This is a genomic window from Micromonospora psammae (genome assembly GCF_036902725.1).
Taxonomy (GTDB): Bacteria; Actinomycetota; Actinomycetes; order Mycobacteriales; family Micromonosporaceae; genus Micromonospora.
The window spans coordinates 648,477-671,191 of the sequence record NZ_JBAKHM010000001.1 but is presented as its reverse complement, the minus strand read 5'-3'; the positions used below and the strand labels follow the sequence as shown (position 1 = coordinate 671,191).

The window sequence follows — 22,715 nt, the reverse complement described above, 5'->3', positions numbered from 1 at the left end:
GCCCCCATCATTCCCGATGGTCGGCGACCACCCGCAGGGCAGTGTCGACAAACTCCGGCGACGCCGAGTCCAGCCAGTGGATCCGCGGGTCACGGCGGAACCAGGAGCGCTGCCGCCGCACGAAGCGCCGGGTGGCCCGGATCGTCTCGTCGTGCGCCTCGGTCTCGCTCAGCTCCCCGGCGAGGAAGCGCAGCACCTGCTGGTAGCCGAGCGCCCGGCTGGCCGTACGCCCCCCGGCGAGGCCGTGGCCGACCAGCTCGCGGACCTCGGCGACCAGCCCGTCGGCCCACATCCGGTCCACCCGCAGCGCGATCCGCTCGTCCAGCAGCGCGGTGTCCAGGTCGACGCCGAGCTGCACCGACGGGTAGTACGGCGTCGGCTCCGGCAACGCCGCGGTGAACGGCGCCCCGGTCAGCTCGATCACCTCGAGGGCCCGGACGATCCGCCGGCCGTTGCCGGGCAGGATGCCGGCCGCCGCCGCCGGGTCGGCCTCGGCCAGCCGGGCGTGCAGCGGGGCCGGGCCGACCGCGGCCAGCTCGCGCTCCAGTCGCTCCCGCACCGCCGGGTCGGTGCCGGGGAACTCGAACTGCTCCAGCACGGCCCGCACGTAGAGCCCCGAACCGCCCACCAGCAGCGGCACCCTCCCCCGGGCCAGGATGTCGTCGACCGCCGCGCGGGCCAGCCGCTGGTACTCCGCGACGCTGGCCGGCTCGGTCACCGCCCAGATGTCCAGCAGGTGGTGCGGCACCCCCTCCCGCTCGGCGGGGGTGAGCTTGGCGGTGCCGACGTCCATGCCCCGGTAGAGCTGCATCGAGTCGGCGTTGACCACCTCACCGTCGAGGGCGTGTGCCAGGGCGATGCTCAGCGCCGACTTGCCCGCCGCGGTCGGCCCGACCACGGCCACCACGACGCCGCTCATGACCGCTCCCAGGACGCCACGAAGTAGGCGACGCCGTACGGCGCCGAGTAGTGGCGCAGCTCGCCGCGCCAGTCACCGCCCGCGGCTCGGGCCGCGCCGGCCAGCACCTGCCAGGGGGCCCGGCCGGCGACCTTCAGCTCCGCCGACAACCCCGGGTCCAGGCCGAGCAGGGCGTCGCCGTCCGCGCCGGCCAGGGCCCGGGCCACCCCGTCGTCGTACGCCTCGGCGCGCGGGTCGTGGTAGCCGGGCGACTTCGGTCCCCGGCAGGCCGACCCGTCCCCCATCACCAGCAACGCCACCCGGGGCCGGTACTCGTGCACCTGGTCGGCGAGTCGGGCCAGCTCCGCCCGGGTCGCCTCCGCCCGCGCCTGGAGGCCGACGATCCGCACGCCCGCTCGCGCGGCGCCCGGCTGACGACCCAGCAGCCACGCCCCGACGGTGACGGCCGGCGGCAGCCGCTCCTTCTCGCCGGCCATCCCCGGCACCAGCGGCACGGTCAGGTCCAGTCCCCAGGGGCGGAACGAACCGGTGGCCGGCGGGATGAGCCAGCTCGTCGCCGCGCCGCCGCCCAGCACGACCAGGCAGTCCGGTCGGGTGTCCAGCAGCCGGGTGACCGCTGCGTCGGCGGCGGTACGGAGGTCGTCCAGCTCCGGCGCGGCGGCGCCGGCCAGCTCAGGCACGATCATCGGCGGGTGGGGACAGACGGCGGCGGCGACCAGAGGCACGGGGTTCACGGTAGCCGGACTCGCCGGTGCGTCCCCGGGCCGATCCGGCCATTCGGGCCCTAGGACACCGTATGGTCACGGTCGGCGACAGGCGCTCGACGCGGACGGGGGCGGACCTGTGACAATGCCGGGAGTAACTTTGCTGCGCCGTGGCGGCGTCGCGGGGGTGTCCCGTCGACGCCGGGAGAACGAGGATGGGCACATGAGCGACTGGACTGCCTTCGGACGGGTTGACGCGGACGGCACCGTGTACGTCAAGACCGCCGAGGGCGAGCGGGTGGTCGGATCCTGGCAGGCGGGTGCCCCGGAGGAGGGCTTGGCCCACTTCGCCCGGCGCTTCGCCGACCTGGTGACCGAGGTGGACCTGACCGAGGCCCGGCTCAACTCGGGCGCGGCCGACGCCGGCCACTCCCTGACCACGATCCGCCGGATCCGCGCCTCGCTGGCTGAGGCGCACGTCGTCGGCGACATCGACGCGCTGGCCGCGCGGCTGGACAAGCTCGCCGTGGTCGCCGAGGAGAAGGCCGGCGAGGCCAAGGCCGCCAGGGACGCCGCCCGGGGGGAGGCCCTCGCCCGCAAGACCGCCCTGGTCGAGGAGGCCGAGAAGCTGGCCGCCGAGTCGACCGGCTGGAAGACCGCCGGGGACCGGCTCAAGGAGATCCTCGACGAGTGGAAGACCATCCGCGGCGTCGACAAGAAGACCGACGGTGAGCTGTGGAAGCGGTTCGCCGCGGCGCGCGACGGCTTCACCCGCCGCCGGGGCGCCCACTTCGCCTCCCTGGACCAGCAGCGCAAGCAGGCGCAGACGGTCAAGGAGGAGCTGGTCGCCGAGGCCGAGAAGCTGCGCGAGTCCACCGACTGGGCGGCCACCGCCAACCAGCTCAAGGAACTCATGAACCAGTGGAAGGCCGCGCCGCGCGCCTCCAAGGAGGCCGAGCAGAAGCTCTGGGAGAAGTTCCGGGCCGCGCAGGACGCCTTCTTCAGCCGGCGCAGCGAGGTCTTCTCCGCCCGGGACAACGAGCAGCGGGGCAACCTGGAGCGCAAGCAGGCGCTGCTCGCCGAGGCCGAGGCGCTGGACGTCGACGGCGACCCGAAGGGCGCCCAGGCCAAGCTGCGGGAGATCCAGGCGCAGTGGCACGAGGCGGGTCGGGTGCCGCGGGAGGCCGCCGCCGGGCTGGAGCGCCGGCTGCGGGCGGTGGACGACAAGGTCCGCGAGGTCATGGACTCCGCGTGGCGGCGTACCACCAAGGAGGACAACCCGCTGCTCGCGCAGATGCGCACGCAGGTGGCCGAGGCCGAGGAGCGGCTGGCCCGGGCCCAGGCCGCCGGGGACGCCCGGCGGATCAAGGAGGCCGAGCAGGCCCTCGCCTCCAAGCGGCAGTTCCTCCAGCTCGCCGAGCAGGCCGGCTGACCTGAGACACGCTCCGGGAGCCCCCGGTCCCTGCGGGACCGGGGGCTCCCGCACGTTCGGACCGTCCGCGCCGCGCGCCGCGCGCCGCGCGCCGCGCGCCCCGCGCCAAGATCACGCTGCATCCTGGATGTAGTGGCCTCGCGGTGAACCGAACACCACTACTTCCAGGATGTAGCGTGATCTTGCGGGTGGCTGGTTGACGCATCGAGGTCAGCTGATCAGAATGGGCGGCAGAGCCAGGTCGGACACCGGTGCGAGGGCGCTGACGGCGGGACACCGCCGTCGGGAGTCGCCGGTGCACAACCCGCGAGTGACCCACGTGACGTCGGCCGCGACGTCCTGTCCGCGTACTCGAAGAGGAGCGTGACGGGCGGACGGCGGCCCTGTCCCTGGTCTTTCGCTCCGCGCCGCCGTGCGGCGCCGGGGCATCCGAAGTGGAGCTCGCATGCACCGACCCACCGCCCTCGGCGGCGCGTTCACCGCGCTCGCCACCGCCGCGGCCGGCGTCCTCGTCGCCGCCGCCGTCGGTACCACCCCGGCCGTCGCCGCCCCCGGCGGCACCGGCACCGGCTACCTGCACACCAGCGGCAACCGGATCGTCGACAGCACCGGCGCCACCGTGCGGCTGACCGGCATCAACTGGTTCGGCATGGAGACCGACAACAGGACCTTCCACGGTCTGTGGTCGGGCAACCCGTGGCGTGGTCAGCTCGACAAGATGGCCAGCCTCGGCTACAACACGCTGCGCGTCCCCTACTCCAACGACGCGCTGAAGCCGGGCGCGACGGCCAGCGGCATCAACGACCACGTCAACCCGGACCTGGTCGGCCTCTCCCCCCTGCAGATCCTCGACAAGGTCATCGACTACGCCGGCGGCAAGGGGATGCGGGTCATCCTGGACCGGCACCGGCCGACCGCCGCCGGGCAGTCGGCGCTCTGGTACACCGCCGGCGTCTCCGAGGCGACCTGGATCAACGACTGGAAGATGCTCGCCCAGCGGTACGCGGGCAACCCGACGGTGATCGGCGCGGACCTGCACAACGAGCCGCACGCCGAGGGCACCAACCCGGCCGCCACCGGGGCCTGCTGGGGCTGCGGGGACCCCGCCCGGGACTGGCGGCTCGCCGCCGAGCGGGCCGGCAACGCCATCCTGGGGGTCCAGCCGAACTGGCTGATCTTCGTCGAGGGGGTGAGCTGCCCCAGCGGGGGACTGTCGAACGTCTGGGACGGCGACACCAGCAACGACGAGGACTGCGGCTGGTGGGGCGGCAACCTGTCGAAGGCCGGCCAGTTCCCGGTCCGGCTGAACGTGGCGGACCGGCTGGTCTACTCCCCGCACGAGTACGCCACGTCGGTCTACCGCCAGGCCTGGTTCGACGCCCCCGACTACCCGGCGAACATGCCGGCGATCTGGGACAGGTACTGGGGTTACCTGCACAAGCAGAACATCGCGCCGATCATGATGGGCGAGTTCGGCAGCACCCTCGCCGACCCGAAGGACAAGGTCTGGCTGGAGAGGCTGATGGCCTACACCGGCACCGGGGTCACCGGGATGTCCTTCACCTACTGGTCGTGGAACCCGAACTCCGGTGACACCGGCGGCATCGCGCTGGACGACTGGACCAGCATCAACACCACCAAGCAGGCCATCCTCCAGCCGTACCTGATCCCGCCGGTGGGCGGCGGTGGCGGCGGCCCGTCGCCGACACCGACCACCCCGGCCCCGACCGGCGGGTGCACCGCCGGCTACCGACAGGTCAACGCCTGGCAGGGCGGCTTCCAGGGCGAACTGACGGTGAAGAACACCGGCACGGCCGCCGTGAACCCGTGGTCGGTGACCTGGACCTGGCCCTCGGGGGTGAGCCTGGCCAGCGGCTGGAACGCCACGGTCACCCAGTCCGGGACGACCGTCACCGCCGCCGCGCCTGACTGGGCCCGGTCTCTGGCGGCGGGGGCGTCGGTGACGATCGGCTTCACCGCCAACGGCGCGGCGTCCACGCCGGGCTCGGTGAAGCTGGGCGGCACCGCCTGCTGAGGCCGACACGGCGACGGCCGGGGCCTCCGCGTGGAGGTCCCGGCCATCGGCGGTGGCGTCAGTGGGCGGCGCAGCCGGTCGCCGGCGCGGGCGCCGCGGCCGGCGCACCGATCGTGGGCAGCCCGAGCAGCACCCCGGGGGTACGCGGGGAGCGCCCCGCCTCGGCGGCGTCACCGGCCCGGGTACGCCGGTGCGACAGCGGCTCGCCGTCGGCGTTGAGGTGGTGCGGCGCGGCGTACGTGACGGTGGTGTGCACGATGTCGCCCGGTCGGATCGAGCCGGCGTACGAGCCGGCGTCGAAGTGGACCAGCCGGCCGTCGCGGGCCCGGCCCGACATCCGGCCGGTGCGCTCGTCCTTGCGCCCCTCGCCGACGGCGACCAGCACCTCGACGGTCTCCCCGACGAGCCGCTTGTTCTCCGCCCAGGTGATCTCCTCGACGCAGGCGATCAGACGCTCGTAGCGCTCCTGCACGACCTGCTTGGGCAGCTGGCCGTCCATGGTGGCGGCCGGCGTGCCGGGGCGCTTCGAGTACTGGAAGGTGAACGCCGAGGAGAACCGCGCCTCCCGCACCACGTCCAGGGTGCGCTGGAAGTCCGCCTCGGTCTCGCCGGGGAAGCCGACGATGATGTCGGTGGTGATCGCCGCGTCCGGCATCGCCGCCCGGACCTTCTCGATGATTCCCAGGTACTTCTCCGACCGGTACGACCGGCGCATCGCGCGCAGCACGTCGTCGGAGCCGGACTGCAACGGCATGTGCAGGGAGTGGCAGACGTTCGGTGTCTCGGCCATCGCCGCGATCACGTCGTCGGTGAAGTCCTTCGGGTGCGGGCTGGTGAACCGGACCCGCTCCAGCCCGTCGATGTCGCCGCAGGCGCGCAGCAGCTTGCCGAACGCGTACCGGTCGCCGAACTCGACGCCGTAGGAGTTGACGTTCTGCCCGAGCAGGGTCACCTCCAGCACGCCCTCGTCGACCAGGGCGCGCACCTCGGAGAGGATGTCGCCGGGGCGGCGGTCCTTCTCCTTGCCGCGCAGGGAGGGCACGATGCAGAACGTGCAGGTGTTGTTGCAGCCCACCGAGATCGACACCCAGCCGGCGTACGTCGACTCGCGCCGGGTCGGCAGCGTGGACGGGAAGACGTCGAGGGATTCGAGGATCTCCACCTCGGCGGCGGCGTTGTGCCGGGCCCGCTCCAGCAGCACCGGCAGCGAGCCGATGTTGTGCGTGCCGAAGACCACGTCGACCCAGGGGGCCTTGCGGACGATGTCGCCGCGGTCCTTCTGGGCGAGGCAGCCACCGACGGCGATCTGCATGCCGGGGTGCTTGTCCTTCACGGGGCGCAGATGACCCAGGTTGCCGTAGAGCCGGTTGTCGGCGTTCTCCCGGACGGCGCAGGTGTTGAAGACCACCACGTCCGGGTTGCCGTCGGCTTCGGGCGCGCGCACGTAGCCGGCCTGCTCCAGCAGGCCGGAGATGCGCTCGGAGTCGTGCACGTTCATCTGGCAGCCGTACGTGCGCACCTGGTAGGTGCGCGGGCTGCTCGCGGCTGCGGTAGTCATGACGTGCACAGCGTATCCGGGACCACCGGAGCGACGGAGACGAGGAGGAGCCGTGTGCCGCAGCATCAAGACCCTGCGTGAGCCGTACGTGCCGGAGGTGACCCCGGCGGACGTCGAGGCGGCCGCGTTGCAGTACGTCCGGAAGATCTCCGGGTTCCGGGCGCCCGCCGCGCACAACGCCGCCGCCTTCGACGAGGCCGTCCGGGCGGTCGCCGCCGCCACCGCCACCCTGCTGGACCGGTTGGAGGTCCGGGGCGGCCGCTCGGCCCCGCAGCGCTGACCGGGGCGGGTGCGCCGGCCCGCCCTCGCGGCGGGTCGGGCCGGCCGGCGGCGGCGCCGCTCAGGCGGCCGCGAGCGCCGGGACCACCGAGTCGGGGGCCCAGCGCGAGCGGTGGCACCGGGACCAGCCCCGGCAGCCGGGGTGGGCCTGGGTGCAGAGCCGCTGGTTGCTGAGCACCTCGCCGTCGTCGGTCTCGACGACGTCGAAGTGCACCGGCCGGATCGTGCCGTCCGGCGCGACCAGCAGGTGCCGGCCGGCGTCGAGGGTGTCGTCGGCCATCAGGCAGTTGCGGTCGAGCAGCCGGGCCAGCGCGGCGATGCCGCGCTGCTCGTTCAGCGATTCGGGTACGCCGTAGCAGTCCACGACGGTGCCGAACTCCCCCGGCGCCTCCCACACGTCGCAGATCACCGCGTGTCTGGGCAGCCGCGCCGGGTCGGCCACGGCGAGGGGCATCACCACCCGGCCGAGCGCCTCGGCCAGCGCCGGGTACACCTCCACGGGTGCCGCCCGGTCGATTCTCCAGTTCCACAGCTCGGTCATGCCGCCTCCTCGCTGCGTTCGTCCCACCGGCCTCCGGATCGGGCCTTACTGACGATGGTGGGGGGCATTTGACCTCAGCCGGGGGCAAGTTACCGGTCTGTGACCATTCCGGGCAAAATTTCCTCGAGCGCCGTTGCTGCGAGTAGCGGGAAGATGACAGTTTATCGGGTACGGTGCCCGTTCGGCGGGTACCCACGCCGGCCGGTCGTCCGATCAGCGGACCCGCACCAGCTCCTCGCCGCGCGGCAACAGCTCGCCGATCACGGTGCCGCCGGGCACCTCACCGGCGACCAGCAACCCGCCGGAGGTCTGCGCGTCGGCCAGCAGCAGCCGGTCCGCCTCGCCGGTCGCCCCGAAGTCGGTCCACGGGGTCACCCAGTCCAGGTTGCGCCGGGTGCCGCCGCTGACGTACCCGTCCCGCACGGCCTCCCGCGCGCCCGGCAGGTACGGCACCCGGGCCGCGTCGATCGCCACCGTGAGCCGGCTCGCCCGGGCGAGCTTGCTGGCGTGCCCGAGCAACCCGAACCCGGTCACGTCGGTGCCGCACCGGACGCCGGCGGAGACCGCCGCGCGGGCGGCGTCCCGGTTGAGGGTGGTCATCGCGGCGACCGCCTCGGGGAAGCTCTCCCCCGTGTTCTTGTGCCGGGTGTTGAGCACGCCGACGCCCAGCGGCTTGGTCAGCGACAGTGGCAGCCCGGCGCGGCCGGCGTCCAGCGTGATCAGCTCCTCGGGGCGGACCACCCCGGTCACGGCGAGCCCGTACTTCGGGCCGTCGTCGTCGACGCTGTGCCCACCGGCGAGGTGGCAGCCGGCCTCCCGGGCGACGTCCTGGCCGCCGCGCAGCACCTCGCGGGCCAGCTCCAGCGGCAGCACGTCGCGCGGCCAGCAGAGCAGGTTGAGCGCCACCAACGGGGTGCCGCCCATGGCGTACACGTCCGAGAGGGCGTTGGCGGCGGCGATCCGGCCCCAGTCGTACGGGTCGTCGACCACCGGGGTGAAGAAGTCGGCGGTGCTGACCAGCCCCGTCCGCTCGTCCAGTCGGACCACGGCGGCGTCGTCGCCGTGCTCCAGGCCGACCAGCAGGTCGGCGGTGCCGGTGGCGGGGCCGAGCCCGGCCACCATCGCCTCCAGCTCGCCCGGCGGGATCTTGCAGGCGCAGCCGCCGCCGCGGGCGTAATCGGTCAGCCGGAGCCGAGGGGTCATCCCCACATGATCTCCACCAGGTGGCGGTTCCGCCACTCGTGGGCCCGATGGATGGCGTAATCCGGACTCCGGGCCACGATCCGAACCGGTGTTACCGCTCCGTGACCATCTGAGTTGCATTCCGCCATGTCACCCCGCCTACAGTGGCCCAACCGGGGGTCGACCGACCCCGCTTCCGGGAGACGACAGGGACGGTGGACGACGTGACGACGGGCGAACCGCTCATCGTGCTGGACGGGGTCAACAAGTGGTTCGGCCCCCTGCACGTGCTGGACGACGTGTCGCTCTCCGTCGGCCGGGGTGAAGTGGTCGTGGTGATCGGCCCCTCCGGCTCCGGCAAGTCGACGCTGTGCCGGACGATCAACCGGCTGGAGCCGATCAACTCCGGCACCATCACCTTCGACGGGCAGCCGCTGCCCGCCGAGGGGAAGGCCCTGGCCAAGCTGCGCAGCGAGGTCGGCATGGTCTTCCAGTCGTTCAACCTCTTCGCGCACAAGACGATCCTCGAGAACGTCACGCTCGGGCCGGTGAAGGTCCGCAAGGAGAAGCCGGCGGCGGCACGCGAGCGCGGCCTGGCCCTGCTCGACCGGGTGGGCATCGCCAACCAGGCCGACAAGTACCCGGCCCAGCTCTCCGGCGGCCAGCAGCAGCGGGCGGCGATCGCCCGGGCGCTGGCCATGCAGCCCAAGGCGATGCTCTTCGACGAGCCGACCAGCGCGCTGGACCCGGAGATGGTCGGCGAGGTGCTGGACGTGATGACGTCGCTGGCCCGCGAGGGCATGACCATGGTCGTGGTCACCCACGAGATGGGCTTCGCCCGGCACGCGGCCAACCGGGTCATCTTCATGGCGGACGGGCAGCTCGTCGAGGACGCGCCCCCGACCGAGTTCTTCGCCAACCCGCGCAGCGAGCGGGCCAAGGACTTCCTCTCCAAGATCCTCACGCACTAGGCGTCCGTACGTGGAGCGCGCCGTCCCCCGGCGGGCTCAACCCCCAAGAAGGAGATGAGTATGCGTATCAAGCGCGTAGCGGCGCTCGCGGCGGCCGCCACCCTGGCGTTCGGCCTGGCCGCCTGCGGCGGCGACGCCGACGAGGGCACCGGCGCCGGCAGCAAGTCCTTCGCCGCCGGCACCACCATGGAGAAGCTCAACAAGGCCCAGAAGATCAAGATCGGCACCAAGTTCGACCAGCCGGGCTTCGGTCAGAAGGGCCTGTCGGGCAAGCCGGAGGGCTTCGACGTCGAGGTCGCGAAGATCCTCGCCAAGGAGCTCGGCATCTCCGAGGACAAGATCGAGTGGGTCGAGACCCCCTCGAAGGTCCGTGAGGACAAGATCGTCGATGGCAGCGTCGACCTGGTCGCCGCGACGTACACGATCAACGACAAGCGCAAGGAGCGGATCGCCTTCGCCGGGCCGTACTACGAGGCCGGCCAGAACATCCTGGTCAAGAAGAGCGAGACCGCCATCACCGGGCCGGACTCCTTCAAGGACGGCACCAAGAAGGTCTGCTCGGTGACCGGCTCCACCCCGGCCGAGACCATCAAGCAGTACGTCAAGGACGTCGCCACCCAGCTGGTGCTCTTCGACACCTACGACAAGTGCCGCGACGCCCTCAAGGGCGGTCAGGTCGACGCCGTCACCACGGACAACGTGATCCTGCTCGGCTACATCGCCAAGGACGAGGCGTCGTTCAAGCTGGCCGGCGACAACTTCACCAAGGAGCCGTACGGCATCGGGGTGAAGAAGGAGGACACCGCGTTCCGCACCTTCATCAACGACACGCTGGAGAAGGCGATCGCCGACGGCCGCTGGAAGAAGGCCTGGGACGACACCGCCGGCAAGTTCGGCGCGGAGCTGGGCACCCCGCCGACCATCAACCGCTACTGATCTGATCCTTCGATCTGGAGGGTGGGGAGGAACACCGACCCGTGAACGTGCTCATCGACAAGTTCGACGTCTTTGCGGGTGGTTTCTGGCTCACCCTCCAGATCTGCGTGCTCGCCGCGATCGGCGCCCTGCTCCTGGGCGCCGTCGTGGCGGTGCTCCGGATCTCGCCGGTGCCGCCGCTGCGCGCCGTCGGCACCGGCTACGTGAACGTCTTCCGGAACATGCCGTTGACCGTGGTAATGTTCTTCGCCGCGTTCGGCCTGCCGGCGCTCGGCTCCAACGCCGACTTCCTGCGCATCCCCGGTCTCGACGCGGTCTTCAGCCGGCTCGACACCGACCTGCCGTACTTCCGCTTCGCGCTGATCGCCCTGGTGCTCTACACCGCGGCGTTCGTCTGTGAGGCGCTGCGCTCCGGGGTGAACGCCGTGCCCGCCGGCCAGGCCGAGGCCGCCCGCTCGCTGGGCCTCACCTTCGGCCAGAACCTGCGGTACGTGGTGCTGCCGCAGTCCTGGAAGGCCTCGATCGTTCCGCTCGGTTCGGTGATCATCGCGATGATCAAGAACTCGGCGCTGGCCGGCTTCTTCGGGGTCGTCGGCGACCTGTCGGCCACGGCCGACCAGCTCACCGGAGCCGAGGGCTACGCCTTCATCCCGGTCGCCATCGGCATCTCGATCGGCTACCTGATCATGACCGTGCCGCTCGGTGCCCTGCTGGACCGGATCGAGAAGCGACAGGCGGTGGCCCGATGAGTCAGCAGACCAGCGTCCTCTACGACGTCCCCGGTCCCCGCCAGCGGCGGATCACCCTGATCAGCAGCCTGGTCGCCGCGGTGGTCCTGCTCGTCGGGGCGTACTTCCTGATCTACCGGCCGCTGGCCGACAAGGGCCAGTTCTCGATGGAGCTGTGGGGGCCGCTGGTCGACCCCGCCAACGAGAACTTCGCCCTGGTCTGGGAGCGGATCGGGATCGGCTTCAAGAACACCCTGACCGCTGCGGCGCTGGCCATCGTCGCCTCGCTGGTCGTCGGCACCCTGCTCGCCGTGCTGCGCATCCAGCTCAAGAGCCTCACCCAGCGACGCTTCACCGGGCTGGCCACGCCGCTGGCGTACCTGCTGCGCGGGGTGAGCCTGCTGCTCTCGGCGGTCACCCGGGTCTGCGTCGAGGTGTTCCGCGGCCTGCCGGTCGTCATCACCATCTTCTTCGTGGCCCGCGGCTTCCCCGAGTTCGGCATCTCCATGGACACCCTCTGGTACCTGGTGATCGGCCTGACCATCTACAACTCCGTGGTCATCGCCGAGATCCTGCGCTCCGGCATGGAGGGGCTGCCGGGCGGCCAGCGGGAGGCCGCCGCCGCGATCGGGCTCTCCCCGCTCCAGACCACCCGGATGATCCTGCTGCCGCAGTCCTTCCGGATCATGCTGCCGGCGCTGATCAGCCAGCTCGTGGTGGTCCTCAAGGACACCTCGCTGGGCTTCATCATCAGCTACGAGGAGACCCTCAACATCGGCAAGCAGATCATCGGCGTGCTGGGCAACCCGATCCAGGTGTACGTCGTGATCGCGGTGCTCTTCATCGTGGTGAACTACTCGCTGTCGAAGCTGGCCCAGTACCTCCAGCGCCGGCTCTCCCAGGGTCGCAAGACCGCCAACACCCCGGCCCAGAACCCACCGCCCGCGGCGCTCATGTCGCAGACCGAGGGCGGCGGCGGGGGCGGCGCCTGATCCGCACCTGACACGACACGAGGGCCGGCCCGGGATTCCGGGCCGGCCCTCGTCGTGTGTCCGGTGGTCCGCCACCACCGCGCCCCGACGTCGGGGACTCAGCGGGCGATCTCGGTGACCCGGGACTCGCGGACCACGGTCACCCGGATCTGACCCGGGTAGGTCAGCTCCTCCTCGATCTGCTTGGCCACGTCCCGGGCCAGGACCGCCGCGCCGATGTCGTCGACGTCGTCGGGCTTGACCATCACCCGGACCTCCCGGCCCGCCTGCATGGCGAAGACCTTCTCCACGCCGAGCTTGCCGGCCGCGATCTCCTCGATCCGCTCCAGCCGCTTGACGTACGCCTCCAGGCTCTCCCGACGGGCGCCCGGCCGGCCGCCGGAGCAGGCGTCGGACGCCTGGGTGAGCACGGCCTCGATGGTCTGCGGCGGCACCTCGTTGTGGTGCGCCTCGATGGCGTGGACGACGTCCTCGCTCTCGCCGTACTTGCGGGCCAGGTCGGCGCCGATGATGGCGTGGCTGCCCTCCACCTCGTGGGTGAGCGCCTTGCCGATGTCGTGCAGGAACGCCGAACGCTTGATGGTCGGCACGTCCAGCCGCAGCTCGGCGGCCATGATCCCGGCGATGTGCGCGGTCTCCACCAGGTGCTTGAGCACGTTCTGCCCGTACGACGTCCGGTAGCGCAGCCGGCCGAGCAGGGTGACCAGTTCCGGGTGGATCTCGGTGATGCCGACCTCGACCAGGGCGTCCTCGGCGGCCCGGTGGCAGAGCTCCGCCACCTCCTCGCGGGCCACCTCGTAGACCTCCTCGATCCGGTGCGGGTGGATGCGGCCGTCGAGGACCAGCTTCTCCAGGGTGAGCCGGCCGACCTCGCGGCGTACCGGGTCGAAGCAGGAGAGCAGCACCGCCTCGGGGGTGTCGTCGATGATCAGGTTGACCCCGGTGACGGACTCGAAGGCGCGGATGTTGCGGCCCTCGCGACCGATGATCCGCCCCTTCATCTCGTCGCCGGGCAGGTGCAGGACGCTCACCACGCTCTCCGCGGTCTGCTCGCTGGCGACCCGCTGGATGGCGTCCACCACGATGTGCCGGGCCCGCTGCTCGGCGGTGTTGCGGGCGTCGGACTCGATCTCCCGGACCAGCAGCGCCGCCTCCCGCTTGGCCTGGGTCTCGATCGCCTCGACCAGCTCGTTGCGGGCGGCCTCGGCGGTGAGCCCGGCGACCCGTTCCAGCTCGCGCCGACGCTGCTCCTCTGCGGCCGTCAGCGCGGTCTCCCGCGCGCTGATCGCCGCCTCCCGCTCGGCGAGCGCGGCGCTGGCCGCCGTGAGCTGCCGTTCCCGCTCGGCGAGCCGCTCGACCTCCTCGGTGTGCAGCCGTTCCCGCTCGTCCATCCGGGCGGCCCGGCGCTCCACCTCGGCGGCCTGCTCCCGGGTGGTGGCGGCGAGCACCGCCACCTCCCGCTCGCCGCTGCGCCGGGCGGTACTCCGCAGCTGCTCGGCATCGATCTCGGCCTGCTTGTGGGCACGCTCCAGGATGGTGTCCGCCTCGGCGCGGGCGTCGTCCAGCACCCGGCGGGCCTCCGCCCGGGCCGACTTCGCCTCGGCCTTGGCGGCGGCGGCCTCGGTACGCGCCGCGGCGGCGGCGGACTTCGCCACGTCGATGGTGCTGTTGGCCTCGTCGGCGGCGGTGCGCAGCGCCGCCAGGGACTGCTCCTGGCGGTCCTTCTCGGCGATGTAGGCGGGGTCCTCCGGCGCGGGCGCCGCGCTGAAGCGGCGCAGCGCGCGGACGCCGAACAGCACGGCCCCGACCACCACCACGGCCAGGACGAGCACCGCGACGAGCAGGACCACGTCGAACGCGGTCATGCCGGTACCCCGGCCCGGCCCGCGACGGCAGCGGCCGCCGCACCATCGACCGTCCCGGGCTGCCGCGCGCCGACGGCGGGCGTCCGCCGGCCGTCACCTCCTGGGGACCATCGGTCCCTGTGCCGCGCCGTCATGGCCGCCTCCCCTGAACGTCGACGCCGCGACGGACCGTGCCGGGCACGGGCCACCGCGGCTCTGGACGCCCGACCGAGCGGCTGGCCGTGGGTACAGCTCTCCGTCGGCGCAGCCACGAGGGCGTCGCCGACAGCCGGGTGCAGTTGTCGGGTCGGCTCCGGACCGGCTGTCCGGAGCTGCCGTCAAAGGCCGGTGGAGCTGGCCAAAGTGATGCTGTTCCGTTACGAGATCTATGTTGTGCGCTTAGCCTGCGCTGGTCGGGCAATGTGAGCCTGTAGGGCGAGGCTAGGTCGCCGGGGGGCCTCCGGTCAAGGAGTCATGATCAAACCCCCCGAACGGAGAGAAGTTGTCCCGTCACCCGGCGGTGATCGCATGGCGGACAGCCAGGGACAAAGAAGGACAGCCGGCCGACGCTCCGGGTGGCCGGCCGGCGGCTGGCAACGGTGCGTACGGCCGATTGTCGACAGCGTGCCCAAGTCTCGGCGTCCTGATCCCTCGGGCCCCGGTGCCGCGGTGGGCGTGGGTGTCGCCGCCAGGCTGTGCCACCGCACGGGCCCCGGAAGGCCGGGGCGGTGACCTTGCCGGCTCAGCCGGCGCCGAGGGCGACGGCCGCGGCCACCAGCGCGGCGTTGTCGGTCGCGAGGCCGCCGTCGGGGAGGTGCAGGGTGTCCTCCAGGCCGATCCGGGTGTCCAGGCCCCGGCGGACCGCCTCGCTGAGCACCGGCCAGGCTCCGGCGCCCTCGCCGTGCAGCAGCACGGGCGGGTCTTCGGGAGCGAGGGCGGCGAGCATCGCCGCGGCGTCGGCCAGCGCCGCCGCCGGGTCGTCCGGGGTGCACTCGACCAGCAGCCGTCCGGCCGGCGTCCGCCACCGCCGCCAGGACCGGACCGCCTCCACGGTCCAGAGCCCCGCCTCGACCAGCACCCCCCGCTCGTGCAGGGCCGCCGCGACCGCCTCCGCACCCTCCTCGTGGGCGTTGACCGAGGCGAAGTCGGGCAGGACCGGCCAGGCGCGTACGGCGGCCACCCGGGCGGCCGGGTCGGGCTCGATCCAGGCGCCGGTGGTCAGGCCGAGCGCCAGGCCGGGTCGGGCGGCGCGGAGAGCGGTGACCGTGTCGGCGATCACCGCGGGGGCCAGCGACTCGGCGCCGGAGGCGTCGCGGGGGTGGACGTGCACGGCCGGCACGCCGAGCTCGGCGCAGCGGACCGCGTCCGCGGCCAGCTCGGCGATGGTGACCGGCACGGCGTCGTGCTCGTCGCGTCGACGGCCACCGTTGAGACACGCCTTCAGCACCGGATCATCCTGCCCGTCGGCTCACTCCACCACCCGGCTGTCCCGGTCGAGCTCCCCCTCGGCCTCGGCGAGGGCGTCGGCGTCGATCTGCTCGGCGAACTCCGCCGCCTCGGCGCTCTGCGCGGCGAGCGCGTCCTTCACCGCGCGGATCGCCACGCCGGGCGGGTAACCCTTGCGGGCCAGCATCCCGACCAGCCGCCGGAACACCGCGTCGGGCTCACCCCGGGCCGTGCGGAGCTTCCGCTCCACCAGGGCACGGGCGGTCTCCGCCTCGGTCTCCTCGTCCAGCTCACCGAGCGCCTCGCTGGCCACTTCGCCGTCCACGCCGCGCTGGCGCAGCTCGTTGGCGAGCGCCCGGCGGGCCAGGCCCCGGCCGGTGTGCCGGCTGGAGACCCAGGCGCGGGCGAAGGCGGCGTCGTCGATGATGCCGACCTCGTCGTAGCGGTCGAGCACCTCGGCCGACACCTCGTCGGAGATGCCCCGCTTGGCCAGCGCCCCGGCCAGCTCGGCCCGGGTGCGGGGGCGCACGGCGAGCTGCCGCAGGCAGATCTCCCGGGCCAGCTCCGCCTCGTCCCGCGGCGGGCCGGTCGGCGGCTCCGGGTCGGTCCCGTCGGACCCGCCGCGACGACCCCGGCGCGGCCGGGGGGTGCTGTTGGCGTCACCCGCGCGGGGCGGACTGGCATCCCAGCCCCGCCCCGTGCGGGCGCGTCGTCCTGCCACTTAACCGCTGACCGGTCAGAAGTCCACCGGCGGCAGCTCCGGGCCGCCGGCGGCGTCGCCCGCGCCGACCCCGACGCCGAGCTTCTCCAGGATCTTCTTCTCGATCTCGGCGGCCACGTCCGGGTTCTCCTTGAGGAACTCCCGCGCCTTCTCCTTGCCCTGGCCGAGCTGGTCACCGTCGTAGGTGTACCAGGCGCCGGACTTGCGGATGATCGCCTGCTCCACGCCGACGTCGATCAGCGAGCCCTCGCGGGAGATGCCCTTGCCGTACATGATGTCGAACTCGGCCTGCTTGAACGGCGCGGCGACCTTGTTCTTGACGACCTTGACCCGGGTGCGGTTACCGACCACGTCGGTGCCGTCCTTGAGGCTCTCGATGCGGCGCACGTCGAGTCGGACCGAGGCGTAGAACTTCAGCGCCCGACCACCGGTGGTGGTCTCCGGGCTGCCGAACATCACGCCGATCTTCTCGCGGAGCTGGTTGATGAAGATCGCGGTGGTGCCGGTGTTGTTGAGCACACCGGTGATCTTCCGCAGCGCCTGGCTCATCAACCGGGCCTGGAGACCCACGTGGCTGTCGCCCATCTCGCCCTCGATCTCGGCGCGCGGCACCAGGGCCGCCACCGAGTCGATCACGATGATGTCGATCGCGCCGGAGCGGACCAGCATGTCCGCGATCTCCAGCGCCTGCTCGCCGGTGTCCGGCTGGGAGACCAGCAGGGCGTCGGTGTCGACGCCGAGGGCCTTCGCGTACTCCGGGTCGAGGGCGTGCTCGGCATCGACGAAGGCGGCGATGCCGCCGGCCCGCTGGGCGTTGGCCACCGCGTGCAGGGCGACCGTGGTCTTACCGCTGGACTCCGGACCGTAGATCTCGACGACCCGGCCGCGGGGCAGACCGCCCACCCCGAGCGCCACGTCGAGCGCGATCGAGCCGGTGGGGATCACCGAGGTCTGGATGACCGGCCGCTCCCCCAGCCGCATCACCGAACCCTTGCCGAACTGCTTGTCGATCTGAGCGAGAGCAAGGTCGAGTGCCTTCTCCCGGTCGGGCCCTGCGGCCATGTTTGCCACCCCTGCCTTCGCCGGCGTCTTTCCTGAGCTTCGCGTCACGCGGGACACGCTAGGCGCTGGGTCCGACAGAAAACCAGCCGACCGGCCGTGAGCTGTGGACGAGCACCCCCGCTGTGGACAATAGCCGAACAGGTGTACGAGTCGGCAAGCGACACGCGGAAGCGGGCAACGGGCTGCTCAGCGCAGCCGTGCGGGCACCCGGTCGGGATAGGCGGCCACGACCGCCCGCCACACCACGTGGGTCTGCTCACCCGAGCTCAGCGCCTGCTCGATGGTCCGCCCACCGAGCTGGGAGAGCACCTGGTCGCGGGCGATGCTGGCCGCGTAACCCGGCCCGAAGGCCTCCTCCAACCGGGCCCAGAAGTCGGTCAGCCGCACGTGATCATTCCTCCTCGTCGGGTGCTCCCACCGGCACCGGACGCAACGCTAGCGCCACCAGGGGCACGACCGCGATCGCCGCCAGCAGGGTGAGCACCGGATAACCGGCCGCCCGCATGACAAACCCGCTGGCCGCGGCGGCCCCCGCGCCGGCCAGCCCCATCGTCAGGTCGGAGAAGCCCTGCACGCTCGGCCGGACCGCCGCCGGCACCGACTCCGACAGCAGGGTCGAGCCGGCCACCATGGTGCCGGACCACCCCAGCCCGAGCAGGACCAGGCCGATCGAGAGCCGGGGCGTGTGGTGCCCGGCGGTGCCGGCGACCGCGCAGGCGGCCAGCAGCGTGCCGACGCCGCCGAGCACGACCGCCCGTCGACCGAGCCGGTCGGTGAGCCAGCCCACCACCGGGCTGAGGGCGTACATGCCGGCGATGTGCAGACTCAGCACGATGCCGACCACCCGCAGCACGTCCGCGTCGCCGTGCGACTCGCCGAGGCGTACCGGGGTCATCGACATCACCGCCACCATCACCACGTGGCCCACCGCCACCGCCGCGATGCCGAGCCGGGCGGCCGGGCGCCCGCGTACCACCTGCCAGGCCACCCGCATCCCCGCGCCGCGCCGGGCGGTCGGCGCCGGCGGGGCGACGGCGCCGGCCGGTGGGGTGAACTCCGGCGGCGGGCCGGCCGCCACCGGGGCCTCGGCCGCCGCCAGCCGGCGCGCGGTCAGCAACGGGTCGGGCCGCAGCAGGCCCAGGAGTACGACGGCGGCGAGCACGAAGGCGGCGGCACTGAACGCGAACGGGCCGGCCAGCGCCGGCAACCCCCAACCGCTGGTGGTGCGGTCGGCGAGCGCGGCGAAGTTCGGCGCCGACACCGCGCCGATGGTGGTCGCCCAGACGATCAGGGAGAGCTGGCGGCCCCGCCGGGCCGGCTCGGCGAGGTCCACCGCGGCGTAGCGGGCCTGGAGGTTCGCCGCGGTGCCCCCGCCGAAGAGCAGCATGCCGAGGAAGAGCAGCGGCACGGAGCGGGTGACGGTGGCGAGCACCACCAGCACCGCCCCGACCGCGCCGGCCAGGTAGGCGAAGGCCAGCCCCGGCCGGCGTCCGTACCCGTTCATGATCCGGGTGACCGGTACGGCGAGCAGGGCCCCGCCCACCACGGCGGCGCTCTGCGCCAGGCCGGCGACCGCGGTGCCGGCGACCCGGGCGGCGAGCAGCGCCCCCACCGCGATGCCGATGGTGACGCCGATCCCGCCGATGATCTGGGTGGTGAAGAGCAGCCCCAGGGTCCGCCGCTGGATCGGCGCGACGTCCGGCCGGGTACGGGCCGGCGCGGTCAGGTCGGTGGCCATCGGACCTCCTCGGTAAGGGTCTCCCATCCTCGCGCACCTGACCGGGCCGGCCGCACCGGGTTTCGCTACAGGCCGAGGCCCCGCCCGATGATCTCCTTCATGATCTCGGTGGTGCCGCCGTAGATGGTCTGCACCCGCCCGTCCAGCCAGGCCTTCGCGACCGGGTACTCCAGCATGAAGCCGTAGCCACCGTGCAGCTGCACGCACCGGTCGGCGACCCGGTTCTGCAGCTCGGTGGTCCACCACTTCGCCTTCGCCGCGTCGGTCACCGAGAGCCGGCCGGCGTTGAACTCGGCGACGCAGTGGTTGACGAAGGTGCGCGCGATGGTGACCTCGGTGTCCAGCTCGGCTAGGAGGAACCGGTTGTGCTGGAACTTCCCGATCGGCCGGCCGAACGCCTCCCGCGAGCGGGCGTAGTCGAGGGTGACCGCCAGCAGCTTCTCCGCCGCCGCCACCGCGGCCACGGCGATGCTCAGCCGCTCCCGGGGCAGGTTGCCCATCAGGTGGTAGAAGCCGTGGTTCTCGGTGCCGATCAGGTTCTCCGCCGGCACCCGGCAGTCGTCGAAGAAGAGCTCGGCGGTGTCGTTGGCCTTCAGGCCGACCTTGGCCAGCCGCCGGCCCCGGCTGAAGCCGGGCGTGCCGGTCTCCACCGCGACCAGACTCACCCCGTGCGCGCCCTGGTCCGGCGCGGTCCGCGCCACCACGACCACGAGGTCGGCCATCTCGCCGTTGGTGATGAAGGTCTTCTGGCCGTTGAGCACGAGCGCGTCGCCGTCGCGGACCGCGCTGGTGCGGACCCCGGCCAGGTCCGAGCCCGCGCCCGGCTCGCTCATCGCGATCGCGGTCACCAGGTCGCCGGAGCAGAAGCCGGGCAGCCAGCGCTTGCGCTGGTCGTCGGTGGTCAGCTCGGTGAGGTACGGCGCCACCACGTCGTTGTGCAGGCCGAAGCCGAGCCCCGAGCAGCCGGCGGCGACGACCTCCTCGACCAGCACCGCGTTGAACCGGAAGTCCTGCTGCCCACCACCGCCGTACTCCGGGTCGACGTCCATACCGAGCAGCCCGGCCGCCCCGGCCTTGCGCCACACCTCCCGGTCGACGATGCCGTCGGCCTCCCAGCGCTCGTGGTGCGGCACCGCCTCGCGGGCCAGGAACTCCCGGCACAGGTCGCGGAACTCCTCGTGGACGGCTTCGTAGAGATGCTGCTCCATGCCGGCCAGTGTGGCACCGCTCACCCGCGCTGCCCAGGGGGTCGCCCGACGCCCCCGCCGGCGGTCCCCATGATCGCGCTCGAACGTGGATGTAGTGGCCACGACGGCGTCACGAGGCCACTACTTCCCGGTTAGAGCGCGATCATGGAGATAGACGGGTACCACGGGCGGCGCCGGTCGACCGCCGTCAGGCGGCCAGGGCGCGCGCGCCGACGGTCAGGTCGGCCACCAGCCCCGCGTACGCGGCGTCCTGGTCGTCGGCCCGCAGGACCGCGGACGGGTGGATGGTGGCCAGCATCCGGGCGGCGGGCGCGTCGGCGACCCGGCCCGCGCTGTCCACCGGCACCCGGGTGAAATCCTGCGGATTCTGGGCGGACGCCGGCCACGGCAGCAGCTCGCCGCGCTGCCGGGTGACCCGGAACGACGGCCCGAGCAGCGCCTTGGCGGCGGTCGCGCCGAGCACCACCACCAGGTCCGGGCGCAGCCGGGCGAACTCGGCGACCAGCCACGGGCGGCAGGCGGTGATGTGCACCCGGTCCGGGGTCTGGTGGATGCGTCGCCGGCCCCGCACCTCGTGCCGGAAGTGCTTGACGGCGTTCGTGATGTAGAGCTGCCCCGGGTCGAGTCCGGCGTCGTCGACCGCCTTGCGCAGCAGCCGCCCGGCCGGGCCGACGAACGGCAGTCCCTTCTGGTCCTCCAGGTCGCCGGGCTGCTCACCGACGAAGACCACCCGGGCGCTCTCGTCGCCCCGGCCGAAGACCGTCTGGGTGGCGTCCCGGTAGAGCTCGCAGCCCTGGCAGCCGGCGGATGCGGCGCGCAGCTCGTCCAGGGTGTCGGCCTGCGGGGGGATGAACTGCTGGGCACCGGGTGCGTCGGTCTGCTCGGCCATGGCGACTGTTCTACCCCGCGCGGTGCCGGTGACGCGACGGGACCCGCCCGGCGCACCGGGCCGGATCGCCGGCGGGCCCGCGCGACCCGCAGAGCTGGTGGCCCTCGACCTGGCCACCCGGAAGACCCGGGCCGGCGACCACAGTGGGCGGTCAGGCGGTGAAGCCGCGCGGGCCCGCCGGGCGTACCGCCCGCGCCACCGCGTCGGCGAGAGGTGCGACGTCGGCGTCGTCGAGCGGGCTCACCGTGATCCGGATGCCCGGGTCGGCGGCGATCCGGTAGAGCGCGCCCGGGGCGACCGACCAGCCGGCGTCCCGCAGGGCGGTGACCGCGGCCGTCTCGTCCGGCACCGGCAGCCACACGTTGATGCCGGTGCGTCCGCACCCGGTCAGGCCCCGGGCGGCGAGCCCGGCCAGCAGGCCGGCACGGCGGCGTTCGTACTCGGCGCCGGCCCGTCGGACCAGCGCGGCGGTGGCCGGGTCGTCCCACATCGCCAGCACCAGGCGTTGCAGCACTGTGGAGACCCAGCCGGCGCCGACCCGGGCCCGCCCGGCGACCCGGGCCACGGTGGCCTCGTCGCCGGCCAGCACCGCCAGCCGCAGGTCGGGGCCGAACGGCTTGCTCACCGAGCGGACGAAGGCCCACGACGGGGTCGCCCCGGCGAGCGGGTGCAGCGGCACCCGGGCCAGCTCGGCGGCGTGGTCGTCCTCGATCAGCAGCAGGTCGGGCCGGCCGGCGAGCAGCTCACGCAGCGCGCCGGCGCGGTCGGTGGAGACGGCGGCGCCGGTGGGGTTCTGGGCGCGGCTGGTGACCACCAGGGCCCGGGCCCCCAGGGTCAGCGCGTCGCGCACCCCGGCCTCGGTGGGCCCCTCCGCGTCCACCGGCACGGCGATCGGACGCAGCCCCAGCGCGGCGACCAGGTCGAGCAGGTTGGCCCAGCCCGGATCTTCCACCGCGACCGCGTCTCCGGGGCGCAGGTGGGCGGCGAGCAGCCGCTCGATGCCGTCCAGCGCGCCCCCGGTGACGGTGAGGTCGTCGGCCGGCACGCCGTCGGCGGTGAGTCGCTCCCGGGCGGCGGCGGCCAGGCCGGGGACCACGGCGTCGGCCGCGTACCCGGTGGGCGGGCCGATCTCGGCGGCCAGCGCGGCCAGGTGCGGGCCGAGCGGGGGCAGCAGCCGGGGGTCGGGCCGGCCCAGGGACAGGTCCCGGGTGCCGGGGGCGGGCGGCGGGTGCAGCACGGCGCGGCGGCCCGCGACCGGCGGCCGGGGACGCACCCGGGTGCCGTGCCGGCCGGCGGTGACGATCAGGCCCCGCCGGCGCAGCTCCTGGTAGGCCCGGGCGACGGTGGCCGGGCTGACCGCCAGCTCGACGGCGAGGGCGCGGACCGCGGGCAGGGCGGCGCCGGCGTCGAGCGCGCCGGTGCGGATGCCGGTTTCCACACTGGCCGAAATGGCGGCCGACGTCGCCCCGCTGATCTGATAACGTACTGCCACAACTCCGGCATTGTACTAGAACAAAGGTGGGATGTCGC

21 protein-coding genes are annotated in these 22,715 nt (G+C 73.1%); 7 read left to right on the top strand and 14 right to left on the bottom strand.

The genetic code is table 11. From position 1 onward, the window contains the following. Positions 1 to 7: 7 nt before the first annotated feature. Both miaA and V6U79_RS03105 read right to left on the bottom strand, forming a co-directional pair. Positions 8 to 919: a tRNA (adenosine(37)-N6)-dimethylallyltransferase MiaA gene (gene miaA / locus V6U79_RS03110; protein WP_334527601.1), complete on the bottom strand. Its 912-nt coding sequence runs from the start codon at positions 917 to 919 to the stop codon at positions 8 to 10. Beyond that, positions 916 to 1,653, bottom strand: a complete 738-nt coding sequence (locus V6U79_RS03105) for a class III extradiol dioxygenase subunit B-like domain-containing protein (protein ID WP_334527604.1) — start codon at positions 1,651 to 1,653, stop codon at positions 916 to 918. Before V6U79_RS03105 ends, miaA begins: the two co-directional genes overlap by 4 nt. 193 nt (positions 1,654 to 1,846) lie before the next feature. Here V6U79_RS03105 and V6U79_RS03100 point away from each other — a divergent pair, with 193 nt between their 5' ends. Further along, a complete protein-coding gene (locus V6U79_RS03100) occupies positions 1,847 to 3,055 on the top strand; it encodes a DUF349 domain-containing protein (protein WP_334527607.1) in 1,209 nt (402 codons plus the stop codon). 445 nt (positions 3,056 to 3,500) lie between these two features. Beyond that, positions 3,501 to 5,090 (top strand): cellulase family glycosylhydrolase, encoded by a 1,590-nt coding sequence (locus V6U79_RS03095; RefSeq protein ID WP_334527610.1) that lies wholly within the window; start codon positions 3,501 to 3,503, stop codon positions 5,088 to 5,090. 58 nt (positions 5,091 to 5,148) lie between these two features. Here V6U79_RS03095 and miaB read toward each other — a convergent pair whose 3' ends face one another. Further along, positions 5,149 to 6,648, bottom strand: a complete 1,500-nt coding sequence (gene miaB, locus V6U79_RS03090; RefSeq protein WP_334527613.1) for a tRNA (N6-isopentenyl adenosine(37)-C2)-methylthiotransferase MiaB — start codon at positions 6,646 to 6,648, stop codon at positions 5,149 to 5,151. A gap of 52 nt (positions 6,649 to 6,700) precedes the next feature. On the opposite strand from miaB, the gene V6U79_RS03085 reads away from it, so the two are divergent. Beyond that, positions 6,701 to 6,928, top strand: a complete 228-nt coding sequence (locus tag V6U79_RS03085; protein WP_334527616.1) for a DUF2277 family protein — start codon at positions 6,701 to 6,703, stop codon at positions 6,926 to 6,928. 60 nt (positions 6,929 to 6,988) lie between these two features. On the opposite strand, the gene V6U79_RS03080 is transcribed toward V6U79_RS03085, so the two are convergent. Continuing rightward, entirely contained in the window at positions 6,989 to 7,468 is a 480-nt protein-coding gene (locus V6U79_RS03080) for a hypothetical protein (RefSeq protein ID WP_334527619.1), read from the bottom strand. A gap of 213 nt (positions 7,469 to 7,681) precedes the next feature. Continuing rightward, complete coding sequence (gene selD, locus V6U79_RS03075; RefSeq protein ID WP_334527622.1) at positions 7,682 to 8,671, bottom strand: selenide, water dikinase SelD; 990 nt, start codon at positions 8,669 to 8,671, stop codon at positions 7,682 to 7,684. A gap of 194 nt (positions 8,672 to 8,865) precedes the next feature. Between selD and V6U79_RS03070 the strand changes: the two genes are divergently transcribed. Genes V6U79_RS03070 through V6U79_RS03055 form a run of 4 tightly spaced genes read left to right on the top strand, consistent with a single transcriptional unit; the run spans position 8,866 to position 12,277 of the window. Beyond that, a complete protein-coding gene (locus V6U79_RS03070) occupies positions 8,866 to 9,621 on the top strand; it encodes an amino acid ABC transporter ATP-binding protein (RefSeq protein WP_334527625.1) in 756 nt (251 codons plus the stop codon). 60 nt (positions 9,622 to 9,681) lie between these two features. After that, entirely contained in the window at positions 9,682 to 10,557 is an 876-nt protein-coding gene (locus V6U79_RS03065; RefSeq protein WP_334527628.1) for a glutamate ABC transporter substrate-binding protein, read from the top strand. Between the two features lie 41 nt (positions 10,558 to 10,598). Then, positions 10,599 to 11,306: an amino acid ABC transporter permease gene (locus V6U79_RS03060; RefSeq protein WP_334454055.1), complete on the top strand. Its 708-nt coding sequence runs from the start codon at positions 10,599 to 10,601 to the stop codon at positions 11,304 to 11,306. Then, positions 11,303 to 12,277: an amino acid ABC transporter permease gene (locus V6U79_RS03055; RefSeq protein WP_334527631.1), complete on the top strand. Its 975-nt coding sequence runs from the start codon at positions 11,303 to 11,305 to the stop codon at positions 12,275 to 12,277. The genes V6U79_RS03060 and V6U79_RS03055 overlap by 4 nt, the downstream gene beginning before the upstream one ends. A 98-nt stretch (positions 12,278 to 12,375) precedes the next feature. On the opposite strand, the gene rny is transcribed toward V6U79_RS03055, so the two are convergent. From rny to V6U79_RS03010, 9 genes are all read right to left on the bottom strand, one after another. Next, positions 12,376 to 14,142, bottom strand: a complete 1,767-nt coding sequence (rny, locus tag V6U79_RS03050; protein WP_334527633.1) for a ribonuclease Y — start codon at positions 14,140 to 14,142, stop codon at positions 12,376 to 12,378. 721 nt (positions 14,143 to 14,863) lie between these two features. Further along, a complete protein-coding gene (locus V6U79_RS03045; RefSeq protein ID WP_334527635.1) occupies positions 14,864 to 15,568 on the bottom strand; it encodes a 3-keto-5-aminohexanoate cleavage protein in 705 nt (234 codons plus the stop codon). A 21-nt stretch (positions 15,569 to 15,589) separates the two neighbouring features. Then, positions 15,590 to 16,288, bottom strand: coding sequence for a regulatory protein RecX (locus V6U79_RS03040; protein ID WP_334527638.1), 699 nt, complete (start codon positions 16,286 to 16,288; stop codon positions 15,590 to 15,592). A gap of 15 nt (positions 16,289 to 16,303) precedes the next feature. Then, positions 16,304 to 17,350, bottom strand: a complete 1,047-nt coding sequence (recA, locus tag V6U79_RS03035) for a recombinase RecA (RefSeq protein ID WP_088978017.1) — start codon at positions 17,348 to 17,350, stop codon at positions 16,304 to 16,306. Positions 17,351 to 17,536: 186 nt separating this feature from the next. Continuing rightward, positions 17,537 to 17,737 carry a DUF3046 domain-containing protein gene (locus V6U79_RS03030; RefSeq protein ID WP_088970405.1) on the bottom strand — a complete coding sequence of 67 codons (201 nt, stop codon included), beginning with the start codon at positions 17,735 to 17,737 and terminating at the stop codon, positions 17,537 to 17,539. 4 nt (positions 17,738 to 17,741) lie between these two features. Further along, positions 17,742 to 19,088, bottom strand: a complete 1,347-nt coding sequence (locus tag V6U79_RS03025; protein ID WP_334527644.1) for an MFS transporter — start codon at positions 19,086 to 19,088, stop codon at positions 17,742 to 17,744. A 65-nt stretch (positions 19,089 to 19,153) separates the two neighbouring features. Further along, positions 19,154 to 20,296: an acyl-CoA dehydrogenase family protein gene (locus tag V6U79_RS03020; protein WP_334527646.1), complete on the bottom strand. Its 1,143-nt coding sequence runs from the start codon at positions 20,294 to 20,296 to the stop codon at positions 19,154 to 19,156. A 187-nt stretch (positions 20,297 to 20,483) separates the two neighbouring features. Further along, on the bottom strand, positions 20,484 to 21,185 hold the full coding sequence (locus V6U79_RS03015) for a UdgX family uracil-DNA binding protein (protein WP_334613364.1): 702 nt from the start codon (positions 21,183 to 21,185) through the stop codon (positions 20,484 to 20,486). 151 nt (positions 21,186 to 21,336) lie between these two features. Further along, entirely contained in the window at positions 21,337 to 22,677 is a 1,341-nt protein-coding gene (locus tag V6U79_RS03010; protein ID WP_334527701.1) for an aminotransferase class I/II-fold pyridoxal phosphate-dependent enzyme, read from the bottom strand. Positions 22,678 to 22,715 lie beyond the last annotated feature (38 nt).